This window comes from Pseudomonas sp. 10C3, from assembly GCF_036346185.1.
Taxonomy (GTDB): domain Bacteria; phylum Pseudomonadota; class Gammaproteobacteria; order Pseudomonadales; family Pseudomonadaceae; genus Aquipseudomonas.
In genome coordinates, this window is the sequence record NZ_JASJVE010000007.1 from 1 (window position 1) to 13104 (window position 13104).

At 57.2% G+C, this 13104-nt stretch carries 14 protein-coding genes; 6 read left to right on the forward strand and 8 right to left on the reverse strand.

Annotation, left to right across the window (positions count from 1 at the left end; translation table 11 throughout):
- The coding region (locus QN399_RS08105; protein ID WP_323566405.1) for a hypothetical protein at positions 1–95 on the reverse strand (95 nt) is incomplete at its 3' end.
- Positions 96–878: 783 nt separating this feature from the next.
- Here QN399_RS08105 and QN399_RS08110 point away from each other — a divergent pair.
- From QN399_RS08110 to QN399_RS08130, 5 genes are all read left to right on the forward strand, one after another.
- The gene (locus tag QN399_RS08110; protein WP_330200795.1) at positions 879–1613 is read left to right on the forward strand and encodes an FKBP-type peptidyl-prolyl cis-trans isomerase; all 735 of its coding nucleotides are present in this window, start codon (positions 879–881) and stop codon (positions 1611–1613) included.
- A 371-nt stretch (positions 1614–1984) separates the two neighbouring features.
- Entirely contained in the window at positions 1985–2437 is a 453-nt protein-coding gene (locus QN399_RS08115; protein ID WP_322178225.1) for a YkvA family protein, read from the forward strand.
- A gap of 144 nt (positions 2438–2581) precedes the next feature.
- Positions 2582–2920, forward strand: coding sequence for a helix-turn-helix transcriptional regulator (locus tag QN399_RS08120; RefSeq protein WP_322178226.1), 339 nt, complete (start codon positions 2582–2584; stop codon positions 2918–2920).
- The gene (locus QN399_RS08125) at positions 2917–3282 is read left to right on the forward strand and encodes a hypothetical protein (protein WP_219061537.1); all 366 of its coding nucleotides are present in this window, start codon (positions 2917–2919) and stop codon (positions 3280–3282) included. Before QN399_RS08120 ends, QN399_RS08125 begins: the two co-directional genes overlap by 4 nt.
- Positions 3279–3743: a sel1 repeat family protein gene (locus QN399_RS08130; RefSeq protein WP_330200796.1), complete on the forward strand. Its 465-nt coding sequence runs from the start codon at positions 3279–3281 to the stop codon at positions 3741–3743. The genes QN399_RS08125 and QN399_RS08130 overlap by 4 nt, the downstream gene beginning before the upstream one ends.
- Before the next feature lie 8 nt (positions 3744–3751).
- On the opposite strand, the gene QN399_RS08135 is transcribed toward QN399_RS08130, so the two are convergent.
- Both QN399_RS08135 and QN399_RS08140 read right to left on the reverse strand, forming a co-directional pair.
- Positions 3752–5524: a bifunctional diguanylate cyclase/phosphodiesterase gene (locus tag QN399_RS08135; protein ID WP_322217257.1), complete on the reverse strand. Its 1773-nt coding sequence runs from the start codon at positions 5522–5524 to the stop codon at positions 3752–3754.
- 145 nt (positions 5525–5669) lie between these two features.
- The gene (locus QN399_RS08140; protein ID WP_330200797.1) at positions 5670–7748 is read right to left on the reverse strand and encodes a carboxy terminal-processing peptidase; all 2079 of its coding nucleotides are present in this window, start codon (positions 7746–7748) and stop codon (positions 5670–5672) included.
- 139 nt (positions 7749–7887) lie between these two features.
- Here QN399_RS08140 and QN399_RS08145 point away from each other — a divergent pair, with 139 nt between their 5' ends.
- Complete coding sequence (locus tag QN399_RS08145; RefSeq protein ID WP_322217254.1) at positions 7888–8850, forward strand: zinc-binding dehydrogenase; 963 nt, start codon at positions 7888–7890, stop codon at positions 8848–8850.
- Between the two features lie 58 nt (positions 8851–8908).
- Here the strand turns inward: QN399_RS08145 and QN399_RS08150 are convergent, their stop codons facing one another.
- The 5 genes from QN399_RS08150 to QN399_RS08170 are packed head-to-tail and all read right to left on the reverse strand — an operon-like array spanning position 8909 to position 13044.
- On the reverse strand, positions 8909–9562 hold the full coding sequence (locus QN399_RS08150; RefSeq protein WP_322178231.1) for an HAD family hydrolase: 654 nt from the start codon (positions 9560–9562) through the stop codon (positions 8909–8911).
- 60 nt (positions 9563–9622) lie between these two features.
- Positions 9623–10612 (reverse strand): ABC transporter ATP-binding protein, encoded by a 990-nt coding sequence (locus QN399_RS08155; protein ID WP_322178232.1) that lies wholly within the window; start codon positions 10610–10612, stop codon positions 9623–9625.
- Positions 10609–11409: an ABC transporter permease gene (locus tag QN399_RS08160; protein ID WP_219061530.1), complete on the reverse strand. Its 801-nt coding sequence runs from the start codon at positions 11407–11409 to the stop codon at positions 10609–10611. The genes QN399_RS08155 and QN399_RS08160 overlap by 4 nt, the downstream gene beginning before the upstream one ends.
- Positions 11396–12241 (reverse strand): ABC transporter permease subunit, encoded by an 846-nt coding sequence (locus QN399_RS08165; protein WP_330200798.1) that lies wholly within the window; start codon positions 12239–12241, stop codon positions 11396–11398. The genes QN399_RS08160 and QN399_RS08165 overlap by 14 nt, the downstream gene beginning before the upstream one ends.
- The gene (locus tag QN399_RS08170; RefSeq protein WP_322178234.1) at positions 12238–13044 is read right to left on the reverse strand and encodes an alkaline phosphatase family protein; all 807 of its coding nucleotides are present in this window, start codon (positions 13042–13044) and stop codon (positions 12238–12240) included. Before QN399_RS08170 ends, QN399_RS08165 begins: the two co-directional genes overlap by 4 nt.
- Between the last annotated feature and the right edge of the window lie 60 nt (positions 13045–13104).

Sequence of the window (13104 nt, forward strand, 5' to 3'; positions counted from 1 at the left end):
GTGGTAATCCAGCCGGAGCGTAAAACCTGCTCGACGGCGGCAATTTCTTCGTCACCGATACTCGGGCGGGAAAAGGGGAGAAAGCTCTGGCTCATGGCATTCCTACGTGGGCAGCGTGTCTTATGTACATATACTAACAACTTATGCAGAAAGCCGAACTCTGCATTTACTTCATTGAAATCGCTTGCACGCTCATCAGACGTAGCTGTTGAGCACCCAACGGGCGAGCGTGGATTTAGAAGCGTGCTTGCGGTCGAGGTATATACACACTTCTATCACGTCATCAAGTTGCTTTTGAAGGTGGGATTTCCGCAAAGTCACTCAGTAACATCTACTCGTAGTGCCAAGCGCAAAGATAATAGGTTCCCCAAGACTAACGGTATGAAATCAGTGAGTTTTTTGCAAGAAATATCGGCTTACAAATGCAGGGTCGAGTTTGCTCGTCATGGCGTTGGTCCGTATGCGCGTCGAGTCGCCAGCCCTGGAGCGTCGGGGTTATGTAAGTGCAATTGCTTTTTATTCAGCACTGACGGCCAGTCCTGAGCATTCATAGTGTCCAGTGCTGTTGTGTTCTTGAGGTGAGTCGACACAGGGCCAAGTCGGGGCGGGTCTTATTTGAATAAAACCCGCTATGAACAACGCCCTGTTCAGCGTTTCGTCCAGGTTGTAGGTCGCGAAAAAAATCAGGCTCGGCGAATAGGCTCTTGCTGCGCAGCTGAACCAATGCTGTACGACATGCACTCGGTGCAAGAAAACGTTTGGATACCTGAACTTATCTGACTTTTCTGCCTCTCATGCCGGTAGCCATTGATCGCGGCAGCCTGATAAGCTCGCGGCTTTACTCGTTTGCCCTATTGGCGCATGAACAAGGAATTAGTATGAAACAGCATCGGTTGGCGGCGGCGGTAGCCCTGGTAGGTCTGGTACTCGCGGGTTGTGACTCGCATACCAACGTAGAGCTGAAAACCCCGGCGCAAAAAGCTTCTTACGGTATCGGCTTGAACATGGGCAAAAGCCTGGCTCAGGAAGGTATGGATGATCTGGACTCCAAAGCGGTAGCCCAAGGCATCGAAGACGCCGTCGGCAAAAAAGAACAGAAGCTCAAGGATGATGAGCTGGTCGAAGCCTTTGCTGCCCTGCAAAAGCGGGCTGAAGAGCGTATGGCCAAAATGAGCGAAGAGTCGGCAGCCGCCGGCAAGAAATTCCTGGCAGAGAACGGCAAGCGTAAAGAAGTGATCACCACCGCTTCCGGTCTGCAATACGAAATCATCAAGAAAGCCGATGGCCCTCAGCCTAAGCCGACCGACGTAGTGACTGTTCACTACGAAGGCAAGCTAACTGACGGCAAAGTCTTCGACAGCTCCGTTGAACGCGGCAGCCCGATTGATCTGCCGGTAAGCGGCGTGATCCCTGGCTGGGTTGAAGGCCTGCAACTGATGCACGTTGGCGAGAAAATCAAACTCTACATCCCTAGCGACCTGGCTTACGGCGCGCAAAGCCCAAGCCCGACGATCCCTGCCAACTCCGTTCTGGTCTTCGATCTGGAACTGTTGGCTATCAAGGATCCTGCCGCTGCAGCAGCAGAAGCTCCTGAAGAGCCAGCCGCCAAGTAATTGAGCGCACTGGTTTGAGCACAACGCCCCGCTTTGACGGGGCGTTGTTGTTTGTGGCGTTTGGACGCGAACGGATCCCCTCTGACGCAGTCGTAATACCATTAGCGGACTGACTATTGCTGGCAGATTGTAGGACGATCGATTGCGACCCCCTGCAATGCGGTGGGGGTAACTTCAGTCAGGCCCCAAGTCAACGAATTTGTCGTATTTTTAATGTGAGTAAAAAACGCCCGATTTGAGCCAAAGCCCTACAGCGCGGGCGTCTCAGGCCTGAAAATAGGGTCTGTTCACAAGGTTATCCACAACTTGTGTGGATAACATTTTGTGCAGCATAGTGGTGACACCTGTTGCAACCTCCGTTGGGAGCGATCATGAAAACACCTTGGAATTTGATTCGTTTTTTACCCATGGCTCAGCGCTTGCTCAGTCGTGGGCGTTTGCCAGCCTTGATCTTTGCTGTTGCACGCAAGGGCGCCAGGCAGGGTGACCGTTTGGGTAAGCTCAAGGATGACCTGCGCTTGCTGCAGGCCCTGTGCCTGGCCTATTGGCGCGGTGAGTACCGAGCTGTCAGCCCCAAGGCGATGCTCTCGGTGGTGGCGGGGTTGATGTATTTCCTCAGCCCGTTCGATGCCGTGCCGGACTGGATACCCGGGATCGGCATGCTCGATGACATCGCAGTGCTGGCTTGGGTCATGAAAAGCCTGGAAAGTGAGCTGAATGCCTTTCGAGCGTGGCGAGCCAGGCAGGCACCGGAGAAACTTGTCGTCGTCGAACGATTGCCCGCAACACCGGAGCTCCTGGTGCTAGAGCATCGCAAACCCTGAAGCGCACGGATTTATGGGGGTTATCGTTGTCTTGAGCGGTCGCTTGTCGATTCAGAGGACGCAAGGTGCCTCTGTCCGCTGTTAAGATATCAACACAGGGAAAAAGCCTACTCGCAAAGTGTTGTAGTCCTACAGGGGGTTTGTATGGATCTTCAGATAATTACACGTGATGGAGAGCCAGAGTACGCAGTTTTGCCTTGGGCTCAGTATCAGGCTCTGCTCAAAGCGGCCGGGATCTCGGACACAACCGTTCAACACTCGCCGCAACCGCCTGAGGTCGCGCCTGTCGATCATCCCGGCTTTGATCAGTTGGGTGCCTTGCGCGCCGCCAAAGGCCTGGAAGTTGCGCAGTTGGCGCGTGCAGTCGGGATAAGTCCGTCGTATCTGGACTTGATCGAAAGTGGCGAGCGATTGCCGGATGCGGCCATTCGCCGAAGCCTGGCCTGGGAATTGGGTGTCCCTGGCTGGGGGGGTGAGTCATGAGTGTGCGCATCAGCCGTCTGCACTGGGAAGGGCTGTTGACTGAGCTGGATCAGGCGCGCCGGCAACGGCATCTATTGACCTACCGTGCTTTACTCGAGCGGTTGCAACTTCCCAGCCCCGCGATGCTTACCCTTACTGCCGCACTTGAACACTTGGCAGCGTTGGATGCTCGCGCCGAACAGCCGTTGCGTAGTTCGTTGGTGATCAGTCAGGGCGCGAGTCGTTTGCCGCGTACTGGCTTCTTTGAATGCGTCGAACGGCTTGGGCGATTCTCGGGCCCTTCCGACGGCGTAGCCGCAGCGTCATGGCATGCTTCTGAAGTGGCGCGGGTCTTTGAATACAGCTATCCGGAGAGCGTGTGAATCCAAGTCTGTGGCGTTTACGAGTACGATTGAGCTACTTGCTGGCTCGGCGGTTATTCCATTGGTCGTGGTTCGTGCAACAACCTCGAGGCTGGCAATGGCTCGAAGGTCAATTCTCGCGTATGGCGAATCTGGGAGATGTTGGCGCTCAGAGCTTCTACGGCCATATCCTGACGTTTCGCGGTCAAGGTTTGGGTGCTCGCGAGGAAGGCGTGCGTCTGTTGCGTCTGGCCGCGTTGGGGGGTGATGGCAAGTCGGCTTACCAGCTCGGCGTGTTGAGCCTGGCGGGTGACACACGCAAGGCCCCTGATGCTGTCGATGCCGCTCAATGGTGGGGCATGGCAGTCGAGGCCAGGCATCCACTGGCGGCCATCAAACTGTCGCAGTTGTACCAACAGGGCGGCCCCGGCTTACCCCCCGATCTGGATCGTGCCAAAGCGTTTCAGGCCCATACCCGGTAGTTGGGTATTTAGCGTGCCAAAAATGCTTCGCAGTCCAGTGTGTCGATGACGTGCACGCTGGGGCCTGCAACGTTCTTTGCGTGGTGCTTGGCTTGTGACGCCATTTCTGCGAGTTGACTGGCATCCAGATCCGCACAGGCATCGGGGTGCAGGTGGACGACGCCTATGGACAGCGATAACAGTGCGAAGTCCTGGCGCTGGCCCTGACGATTGAGGGCAGTGAAACAGCCCGACTCCAGATGCTCGGCTCGATAGAAGCGCCGACACTGATTCTGAAAATCATCTAGCAAAAGATTCAGGCGTTTGCGCCAGTCTTCGGAGCCCAGGACCATCAAGAAATCATCACCGCCAATGTGTCCGACAAAGTCGCGGCTCGGGTCGATCCGGTCGTTCAGGCACTGCGCCAGGCAGAGCAATACCTCGTCGCCACGTCCGTAGCCGTAGATATCGTTGAACGGCTTGAAACTGTCGATATCCACGTAGCAGATCATTGACTCCTGGCCCTGTTGCAGCAGGCGGGTCAGGCATTGCTGGATCGGCACGTTTCCGGGCAATAAAGTCAGCGGGTTAGCGTAGCGAGCTTGCTGTATTTTCAGTTCAGTGATCAGTTTCAGCACGTCAATCACCCGCCCAAGACCCAAGTAGCAGCCATTGAGGGTGATGATGAAGTCCTCTTCAATACGCTGCCGGGCGCGACTGGTCAGCAGGCGGCTGACCTGCTGCAAGGACTGGTTCAGCTCGACAGCAAGAAAGTCGTCGCTCATCAGGCGGCTGATCGGTTTGCGCGCGAACAGGTCGGTAGCGAAAGGCTTTAGCAGAGCCTCGGACAATGAGTGCCGATGCACGATACCGCAGGGTTGCGACTGCTCGTCCAGCACTGCCAGGGAGTTGAGGTTGGCTTGTTTGCGAAAGTACTCAAGGACGGCGGCGGTCGGTGTGGACTGATTGACTGCGGGTTGTTCGTTGAGCAGAGCGCTCAGGTCGCAGGCGTCTTCGTTCAACGCCGGTACCGTCGGATCGAGCTTGGGTAACAGCGCGCGGGCATCACGCGGTGGATGTTCTTGCGGGCGACAGAGCAGATAGCCCTGAACCAGATCCACGCCCATGTCGATCAGCACCGCGAGCTCTTCCGGCAGTTCAATGCCTTCAGCGATCACAATCGCTCTGGAGGCCTTGGCCATCTGCAGCATGGAACCGACGAACTCGCGCTTGACCGCATCCTGATGAATGCCGTCGATAAAGTGTCGATCAATTTTTACGTAGTCTGGGCGCAACTCCGACCACAGGCGCAGGCTGGAATATCCCGCACCCAAGTCGTCCATGGCGATGGAAAAGCCCATGTCCCGGTAGTGATGCAGTGCGTTGTACAGCAGCTCGAAATCTTCAGTGGGTGTCTGCTCGGTCAGCTCGATCACCACCTGGCTGGGAGAAATGCCGTAGGCGTTCAGCAATTCCAGGGTACGACCTGGCGGGTGAGCCGGTTCCAGCAGCGACTCAGGCGAAACGTTGAGGAACAGCTTGCCCTCAAGTTTCTGTTCGCTGAAACGTCGACAGGCACATTCTCGCGCAGCCAGTTCCAGCTCGCTGAGCCGCCCAGCTTGGCGGGCCACTGCGAACAAGCTGATGGGCGAATGCAGGGGGCTGTTGGACGGGCCTCGGGTCAAGGCTTCATAGCCGAGAATCCGGCGGTCCGACAGCGACAGTATCGGTTGGAACAAGCTGTGCAAATCGCGTTGAGCCAGAATTGAACTCAGTGCGCTCAGCTGTTCAGTGACGGTCATGGTGATCTCTGCGCAAAAAAAAAAGGGGCTAAGCGCAATAGCGCTCAGCCCCTCTATTCCACGACAGATTGATGACTGTTTGATGACTGAATGCCACTAGAGAGCACTAAATGGCCAGCATTTTACGATCATCCATCCTGCCTTTTTACTTTTTTGCGATAGCGGCGTTCAAACTCAGGTAGTCGAGCAGGATGCGCCCGGTTTCGGCCAGGTAGGCGTCATCCTCGGGTTTGGTCTTGTCTTCTGCTGGCAGCGCGTCCTCATCTTCTTTCTTCAGCTCTTTGAGCGGCTCTTCACCTTTGGCCTTGCGGCGGGTGTTTTCCAGAGCCAACTGCTTGCCTTCGATGTCGGTGTGTTGAGCGCGACGCTCGGCTTCGTTGAGGCTAACCGTTTTTTCTGCCATCAGCTTTTGCGCCAGGAGCAAGCGGTTCTCGATGAAGACGAACTCCGGGTCCTTCGACGAGCGCTCATCATGCCGCGTCTTGAGTTGCGCGAGGAACGGTTTGAACGGATCGACGACAGGCTTGATGGCCGGTCTGATGGTGTCATACGACATGGCTTCGGGCAGCGCGCTCTCGCCGATTTCCTTGGTGTCGATGATCGACGGGTACGCGATGTCTGGCAGTACACCCTGGTGCTGGGTGCTCTGGCCGGAAACCCGGTAGAACTTGGCCAGCGTCAGTTTCAGTTCGCCATGGTTGAGCGGCTGAATGGTTTGTACGGTGCCTTTACCGAAGGTCTGGCCACCGATGATCAACGCGCGGTGATAGTCCTGCATAGCGCCGGCGAAAATCTCGGAGGCCGAGGCAGACAGACGGTTGACCAGCAACGCCATCGGGCCTTTGTAGAAAGCACCTTTGGCTTCATCTTCAAGGACATCGACCTTGCCGTCGCTGTTGCGAACCAGCACGGTAGGGCCTTTGTCGATGAACAGGCTGGTCAACTCCGTGGCTTCCTGCAACGAACCGCCGCCGTTGTTACGCAGGTCGATGACAACACCATCGACTTTGTCGGCTTGCAGTTCAGTCAGCAGTTTCTTCACGTCACGTGTGGTGCTCTTGTATTCTGGATCGCCTGCACGATAGGCCTTGAAGTCCAGATAGAACGCCGGAATTTCGATGACGCCGAGTTTGTAGTCGTGGCCATCCTGCTTGAGGTTGAGGATCGACTTCTTCGCCGCCTGCTCTTCAAGCTTGACCGCTTCGCGGGTGATCGCGACGATTTTGCTGGTCTGGTCATTAGGCGCATTGCTGGCCGGAATCACTTCCAGGCGCACGATTGAGCCTTTAGGCCCGCGAATCAGTTTAACCACCTCGTCCAGGCGCCAGCCGATCACGTCGACCATCTCTTTGTCGGCCTGGGCAACGCCGATTATCTTGTCCGCCGGGGCAACTTGCTTGGTTTTGGCGGCAGGGCCAGCCGGAACCAGGCGCACGATCTTGACGTTGTCGTTATCGCTCTGCAACACGGCGCCGATGCCTTCCAGCGACAGGCTCATGTTGATGTCGAAGTTTTCCGCACTGTCAGGCGACAGGTAGTTGGTGTGCGGATCGTAAGACATGGCGAAAGTGTTGATATAGGCCTGGAACACATCTTCGCTGCGGGTCTGCTCCAGACGCGACAGCTGATTCTTGTAGCGCTTGGTCAGCAGCTCTTGAATCGCTTTGGGTTCCTTGCCGGCAATCCTCAACCGCAGGACTTCATCCTTGACGCGTTTGCGCCACAGATCGTCCAGCTCGGCAGTACTCTTGGCCCACGGGGCATCCTTGCGCTCTACGAGCAAGGTTTCCTGGGCGGTGAAATCGAACTTGCCGACGCCCTTGTCCAGTTCTGCCAAGGCAAAATTCAGGCGCGATTTGACGCGATCCAGATAGCGCTTGTAGATGGTGAAGCCGGGATTCAGGTCGCCGCTCTTGAGAAAATCGTCGAACTGCGTGCGCCATTTGTCGAATTCGGTAATATCACCGGCCATAAAGTAGCTACGGGACGGGTCCAGCAGCTTCAGATAGCTCTCGTAGATGATGACCGAACGCTTGTCGTCCAGCGGCGGTTTGCTGTAGTGATGCCTTTTGAGCAACTCTACAACGTTAAGACTGGCAATGACCTCTTCGCGATCTGGCTGAAGGTTATCCCAGCTATTGGCTGCGAACGTATTGGCGGACAGCGGCAACACGCTGAGGCCAATGAAAAAGGCAAGCGCGGTGCTGGGGAAAAAATGCTTCATGCTGATTCGACGCGGGGACAATTGATAACGCATATTAGGCCGTCTTTGAAGTCGCCGGTTCCGTCGGATCCGGTCGCATAATGCAAAAAGCCCGTGCGTCTATAGCACCGGCTCAGTCCAGACTTACTATGGAGGCACTGTGAAGGCATTGCAAGGCGTTGACGGACATGTGGAATGGCTTGAACAACCCGGCCTGACATGTGATGTAGGGCAAGTACGCATTCGGATCGCTGCGGCGGGTCTCAATCGTGCGGATTTATTGCAGCGGGCCGGGCTGTATCCGCCACCGCCGGGAGCCAGTAAAACCCTCGGGATGGAGTGCTCCGGGGTGATCAGCGAAGTCGGTTCGGGTTCGTCCTGGCACGTAGGGGACAGAGTCTGCGCATTGCTCGCAGGTGGTGGCATGGCTGAAGAGGTCGTAGTCGACGGACGGCATGTGCTGCCGGTTCCCGAGGGCATGTCTTTGCCGGAAGCGGCAGGTATCCCCGAGGTGTACGCCACTGCATGGTTGAATCTGTTTCAACTGGCTGCATTGAAGCCGGGTGAAAAGGTATTGCTGCACGCCGGGGCAAGTGGTGTTGGTTCAGCTGGCATTCAGCTTTGCAAGGCGTTCGGCAACCCGGTATGGGTGAGCGTCGGCTCTGCCGAACGTCTGGCGTATTGCGAAGCGCTGGGGGCTCAGGGTGGGGTTGTGCGCAGCGACAACCTGGAAAGCCTGAAAGACCTCGGTCCGTTCGATGTCATTCTTGATCCGGTGGGTGCCAACTACGCGGCCTTGAACATCAAAGTGCTGAACGTTGATGGGCGATTGGTACTGATCGGTCTGATGGGCGGGCGTGAAGCGCAACTGGACCTGGCGCAAGTGCTGGTCAAGCGTGTGCAGATACTGGGTTCGACCCTGCGTAGCCGTGATGATCAATTCAAAGCGGATTTGCTCAGTGATCTGAGTCAGCACGTGTGGCCGTTGTTTGTCGAAGGACGCCTCAAGCCGCAACTGGCCAGAACGTTCCCGATCAAAGACGCCGAATCTGCCTTCGCCGAGCTGGCGACCAATCAGGTGTCAGGCAAACTGGTGTTGGTGATCGACGAAAGTCTGGTCTGACACATGGTGTGAAGTCGTTCGCTTAAGCGGCCTGCCAACCAGGCCGCTTATTCAGCCATCACTTCCAGCTATGAATCGGCCAGCTGGCCTTTTCTGCATGCTCGCGCAGTACCGGGTCCGGGTTGACGACGCGGGGGTATTGGACCTTGAGCAGCAGCGCCAGGTCATTGCGTGAATCCGAGTAGAAACTGGAGCCTTCCAGCGTCTCGCCTTCGTTTTGCAACCACTCCAGCAAGCGCGTGACCTTGCCTTCGCGGTAGGTCAGTACGCCCAATGTCGCGCCGCTGTAGACGCCATGTTTGACCTCCAGTTCGATCCCCAGTACTTCGTCGATGCCCAGTCGTTCGGCGATGGGTTTGACCAGGTGCGTGCCTGACGCCGATATCACTAAAATCCGGTCACCGGCCGCTCGATGGGCGGCGATGGCCCGGCAGGCCTCGCTGAAGATGATCGGTTCGATCACGTCTTCGACCCAAGGACCTACCAGGTGCGCGACTTCTTCCGGCGTGCGACCGGCCATGGGCTCCAGGCTGAAGGTCATGTACTCCTCCATCGCCAGTTCGCCTGCGCTGTACGCGGCCATCAGTTCATTGTTACGGCGCATGAACGACTCAGCGTCCACCCAGCCGAGTCGACCCATTTGTTCGCTCCACAAGCTGGCACAGTCGCCGTGGATCAAGGTTTCGTCCAAATCAAAAATCGCTAACGCCATTACTGCTGTCCTCTGAAATTTTGCAGCCTTCGTAACCTCTACAGGTTCTGCGGTTGTCGCTTAGGCTACTTCACACAGCGCCGACGGATCGATAGCCAAGGCCACTCGACGTCCATTGGGGTGCAAATCAGCCGCTGAACGGTTCAGTACGTCGACCACCAGTTCCACGCCTCGGGCTTCGATCCGGTAACGGATCACGTTGCCCAACAGGCTGTGGCTGCGCACTTCGCCGTCGAGGTCGCCGGTCAGGCTCAGCTCGATGGCTTCCGGACGAATCGCCAGACGGCTGTTGATCGGCCGTTGCAGCAAGCGGCTGGCGCTGTCGGCGTCGAGCAGGTTGTAGTTGCCGATAAAGCCGGCGGCAAACACGTCGATCGGCGCGGTGTATAGGGTTTCAGCATCGCCGCTTTGGACGATCCGGCCCTGGTTCATCAGGAAGATCCGGTCTGACATGGTCAGCGCTTCTTCCTGATCGTGGGTCACGAAAATCGTCGTCAGTCCCAATTCACGCTGGATCTGACGAATCTGTTCGCGCAGGTGTTTACGAATCCGTGCATCCAGCGCCGACAGCGGTTCATCGAGCAACAGCAGGCGTGGCCGGGTCACTAGCGAGCGCGCCAGCGCAACCCGTTGGCACTGGCCACCAGACAGTTGGTGCGGGTAGCGTGCGGCGAAGTCGTTCAGTTCGACCAGTTTCAGCACTTCGGCGACTCGCGTGCGGCTGTCGTCGGCGTTGACCTTTTGCATGCGCAGGCCGAACGCGATGTTTTGTTCGACGGTCATGTTGGGGAACAGCGCATAGCTCTGGAACACCATGCCGATGCCGCGCTTCTGCGGGCTGAGCGGGACAATGTCCTGGCCGTCGAGCAGGATCTTGCCGCCATCAACCGCGGTCAGGCCGGCAATACAGCGCAACAGGGTGGATTTGCCGCACCCGGAAGGGCCGAGCAGTGTCACGAACTCGCCTTTCCTGATGTCGCAGTTGATGTCGCTGAACACGGCGGTGCCGGCGTAGCTCTTTTGCAGGTGATCGACGCTGACGAAGCTCATTGGCTTTTGTCCTTGTTCATTAAATTGGCCGCCCAAGTCAGCACCAGCACAAAGAAGAAGTAGGAAACCACCAGCGCACTGGTGAAGTGACCGCTGCTGTTGCGCATGTTGTTCAGGTAGACCTGCAGGGTTTCGTAGCGCGTGCCGACCAGGATGTTGGCGAACACGAACTCACCGAACAGGAAGGAGAATGACAGCAACAACGCGACCATCAGGCCTTTGCGCAAGTTTGGCAGCACCACCAGGAACGCGGCCTGCCAGGTGCTGGCACCGAGCAGTTGCGCAGCGTCCATCAGGTCGCGCAGGTTAATCGCTTGCAGGTTGTTGGTAATCGCCCGGTACATAAACGGCAGCGCCACGGTGAAGTAGCAGCCGATCAGAATCCACGGCGTGCCGACCATCGCGAAAGGCCCGGACCCATAGAGCTGCAACAGGCCGACGGATGACACCACGGGAGGCACGGCGAAGGGCAGCAGGATCAGGATATTCATCAGCGCATCAAGCTTGGGGAAATGGTAATGCACGACAAACAGCAGTGGCAGGATCAGGACCACTGACAGCACCAGGGAGCCGACACATACCAGCAGTGACTGGCCGAATGCGTGGAGGAAACGCGGGTCGCTCCACAGTTCGACATACCATTTGACGGTAAACCCGCTGGGCAGAATGGTTGCCGACCAACTGGTGGCAATGGAGTAGATCAGCGTCCCTGCCAGTGGCAGCAACAGAATGATGAACAGCAGGTACACCACGACGCGGTGGTAGAGGACGGCGGAGCCCGGTTCAGCGCGAGACATGGTAGCTCCTCTTCAAAAGCCACTGGTGCACGAGGGTCACCAGGGTCATCAGGCCCACCAACACTACGGCCAGGGCGCTGGCCATATTCGGGTCGAGGCTGATGTCGCCTGAAACCATGGCGGCAATACGGATGGGCAGCACGTTGAAGTTGCCTGTGGTCAGGGCGTACACGGTGGCGTAGGCGCCGAGGGCATTGGCCAGCAGAATCACGAAAGTACCGATCAGCGCCGGGGTCAGCACTGGCAGGCCGATATACCGCCAGAACTGCCAGCTGTCGGCCCCGAGCAAGGCAGCGGATTCGCGCCAGTCTTCGCGCAAGGCGTCGAAGGCCGGGTAGAGCAGCAGCACACCCAATGGAATCTGGAAGTAGGTGTAGAGGATGATCAGCCCGGTTTTCGAATACAGGTTGAAGTCCTCAATGATCCCGGCTTGCTTGAGCATGATTGTGATACTGCCGTTGAATCCCAGCAGGATGATGAAGGCGAAGGCCAGCGGCACACCGGCGAAGTTGCTGGTCATGTTGGCGAAGGCGTTGACGAAGTTACGCAGTCGCGAGTCGACCCGACGCAGGGAGTAACTGCCCAGCACGGCAATGATGATTCCGAACACGCTGGACCAGAAGCTGATCTCCAGGCTGTGCTGGATCGCTTGCAGGTAGAACCGGGAGCTGAACACTTCAGTAAAATTAGCCAGGCCCCAGCCGTTGTCTTCCGATTGCAGGCAGTGGATCACGACCCAGGCCAGCGGGGCGATCTGGAATACGATGAAAAACACGGAGAAGGGCACCAGACACAGGGCCGCCAGCCATTTGCCTCGGGTGATTGAGTTCACTTCAACAACTCCCGGCACACTGGCTTGTCGTGAGGGACGCCGAGCAGTTCGCAGACCGTGCCACACAGATCGGTCTGTTTCGGTTGGGCATTGCTATCGAAACTGAAGGCATCGCCGAACACGAACAGCGGAACTTCGCGTTCTTCCGGGAGTAAGCCATTGTGGGAACGGTCGTTGTTCATGCCGTGGTCAGCGGTCACTAGCACCTGGTAACCGGTGTCGAGCCAGCCTTGCAGGTAATCGGCGAGGATGATGTCGGCAGAGCGCGCACTGTTGCGGTATTGCGGGGTATCGAGGCCGTGCTTGTGCCCGGCGTCGTCAATGTTCATGGGGTGTACCAGCATGAAGTTCGGCGCATGGCGCAGACGTAGGCTTTCGGCATCAGCGAACAGGTGTGAATCCGGATAGTGATCCGCATAGTAGAAGTGTCCATGCTGGATCGGCAGGTGTGCGTCGTCAGTGTGGCGGTCGCGGGCGGCAACGAACGGTGAGCGGTTATACAGTTCGCTGACCCAGTGATAAGCCGCTGCGGCAGTGCTGAGACCAGCGTCGGTGGCATAGTGGAACACGCTGCGCTGATTCGACAGGCGCGTGACGTTGTTGTGCACGATACCGCTGTCGATCGGTTTCACGCCGGTAAGGATGCACTCGTACAGCGGTCTGGACAGCGAAGGTAGCTCGCATTCCAGTCTGTACAGGGCGGCGCGTCCTGCACCTGCGTATGCCTGAAGGTGTCCCATGGCATGTCGGGCGACTTGGTAGTTAAGACCATCGAGGACGACCAGGATGACGTTGTGCCTCATAACGGATGAGCTCCAGAAGCGTTGTACACAATCAGAAAAAATGGTCCAAAGAGGGAAAAA

Bases quoted from the DNA above. Each gene is read 5' to 3' on its own strand.
- QN399_RS08115 (WP_322178225.1), top strand. From the start codon at position 1,985: ATGAAAACACCTTGGAATTTGATTCGTTTTTTACCCATGGCTCAGCGC.
- QN399_RS08170 (WP_322178234.1), bottom strand. From the start codon at position 13,044: ATGAGGCACAACGTCATCCTGGTCGTCCTCGATGGTCTTAACTACCAA.
- QN399_RS08155 (WP_322178232.1), bottom strand. From the start codon at position 10,612: ATGAGCTTCGTCAGCGTCGATCACCTGCAAAAGAGCTACGCCGGCACC.
- QN399_RS08120 (WP_322178226.1), top strand. From the start codon at position 2,582: ATGGATCTTCAGATAATTACACGTGATGGAGAGCCAGAGTACGCAGTT.
- QN399_RS08150 (WP_322178231.1), bottom strand. From the start codon at position 9,562: ATGGCGTTAGCGATTTTTGATTTGGACGAAACCTTGATCCACGGCGAC.
- QN399_RS08160 (WP_219061530.1), bottom strand. From the start codon at position 11,409: ATGTCTCGCGCTGAACCGGGCTCCGCCGTCCTCTACCACCGCGTCGTG.
- QN399_RS08135 (WP_322217257.1), bottom strand. From the start codon at position 5,524: ATGACCGTCACTGAACAGCTGAGCGCACTGAGTTCAATTCTGGCTCAA.
- QN399_RS08110 (WP_330200795.1), top strand. From the start codon at position 879: ATGAAACAGCATCGGTTGGCGGCGGCGGTAGCCCTGGTAGGTCTGGTA.
- QN399_RS08140 (WP_330200797.1), bottom strand. From the start codon at position 7,748: ATGAAGCATTTTTTCCCCAGCACCGCGCTTGCCTTTTTCATTGGCCTC.
- QN399_RS08125 (WP_219061537.1), top strand. From the start codon at position 2,917: ATGAGTGTGCGCATCAGCCGTCTGCACTGGGAAGGGCTGTTGACTGAG.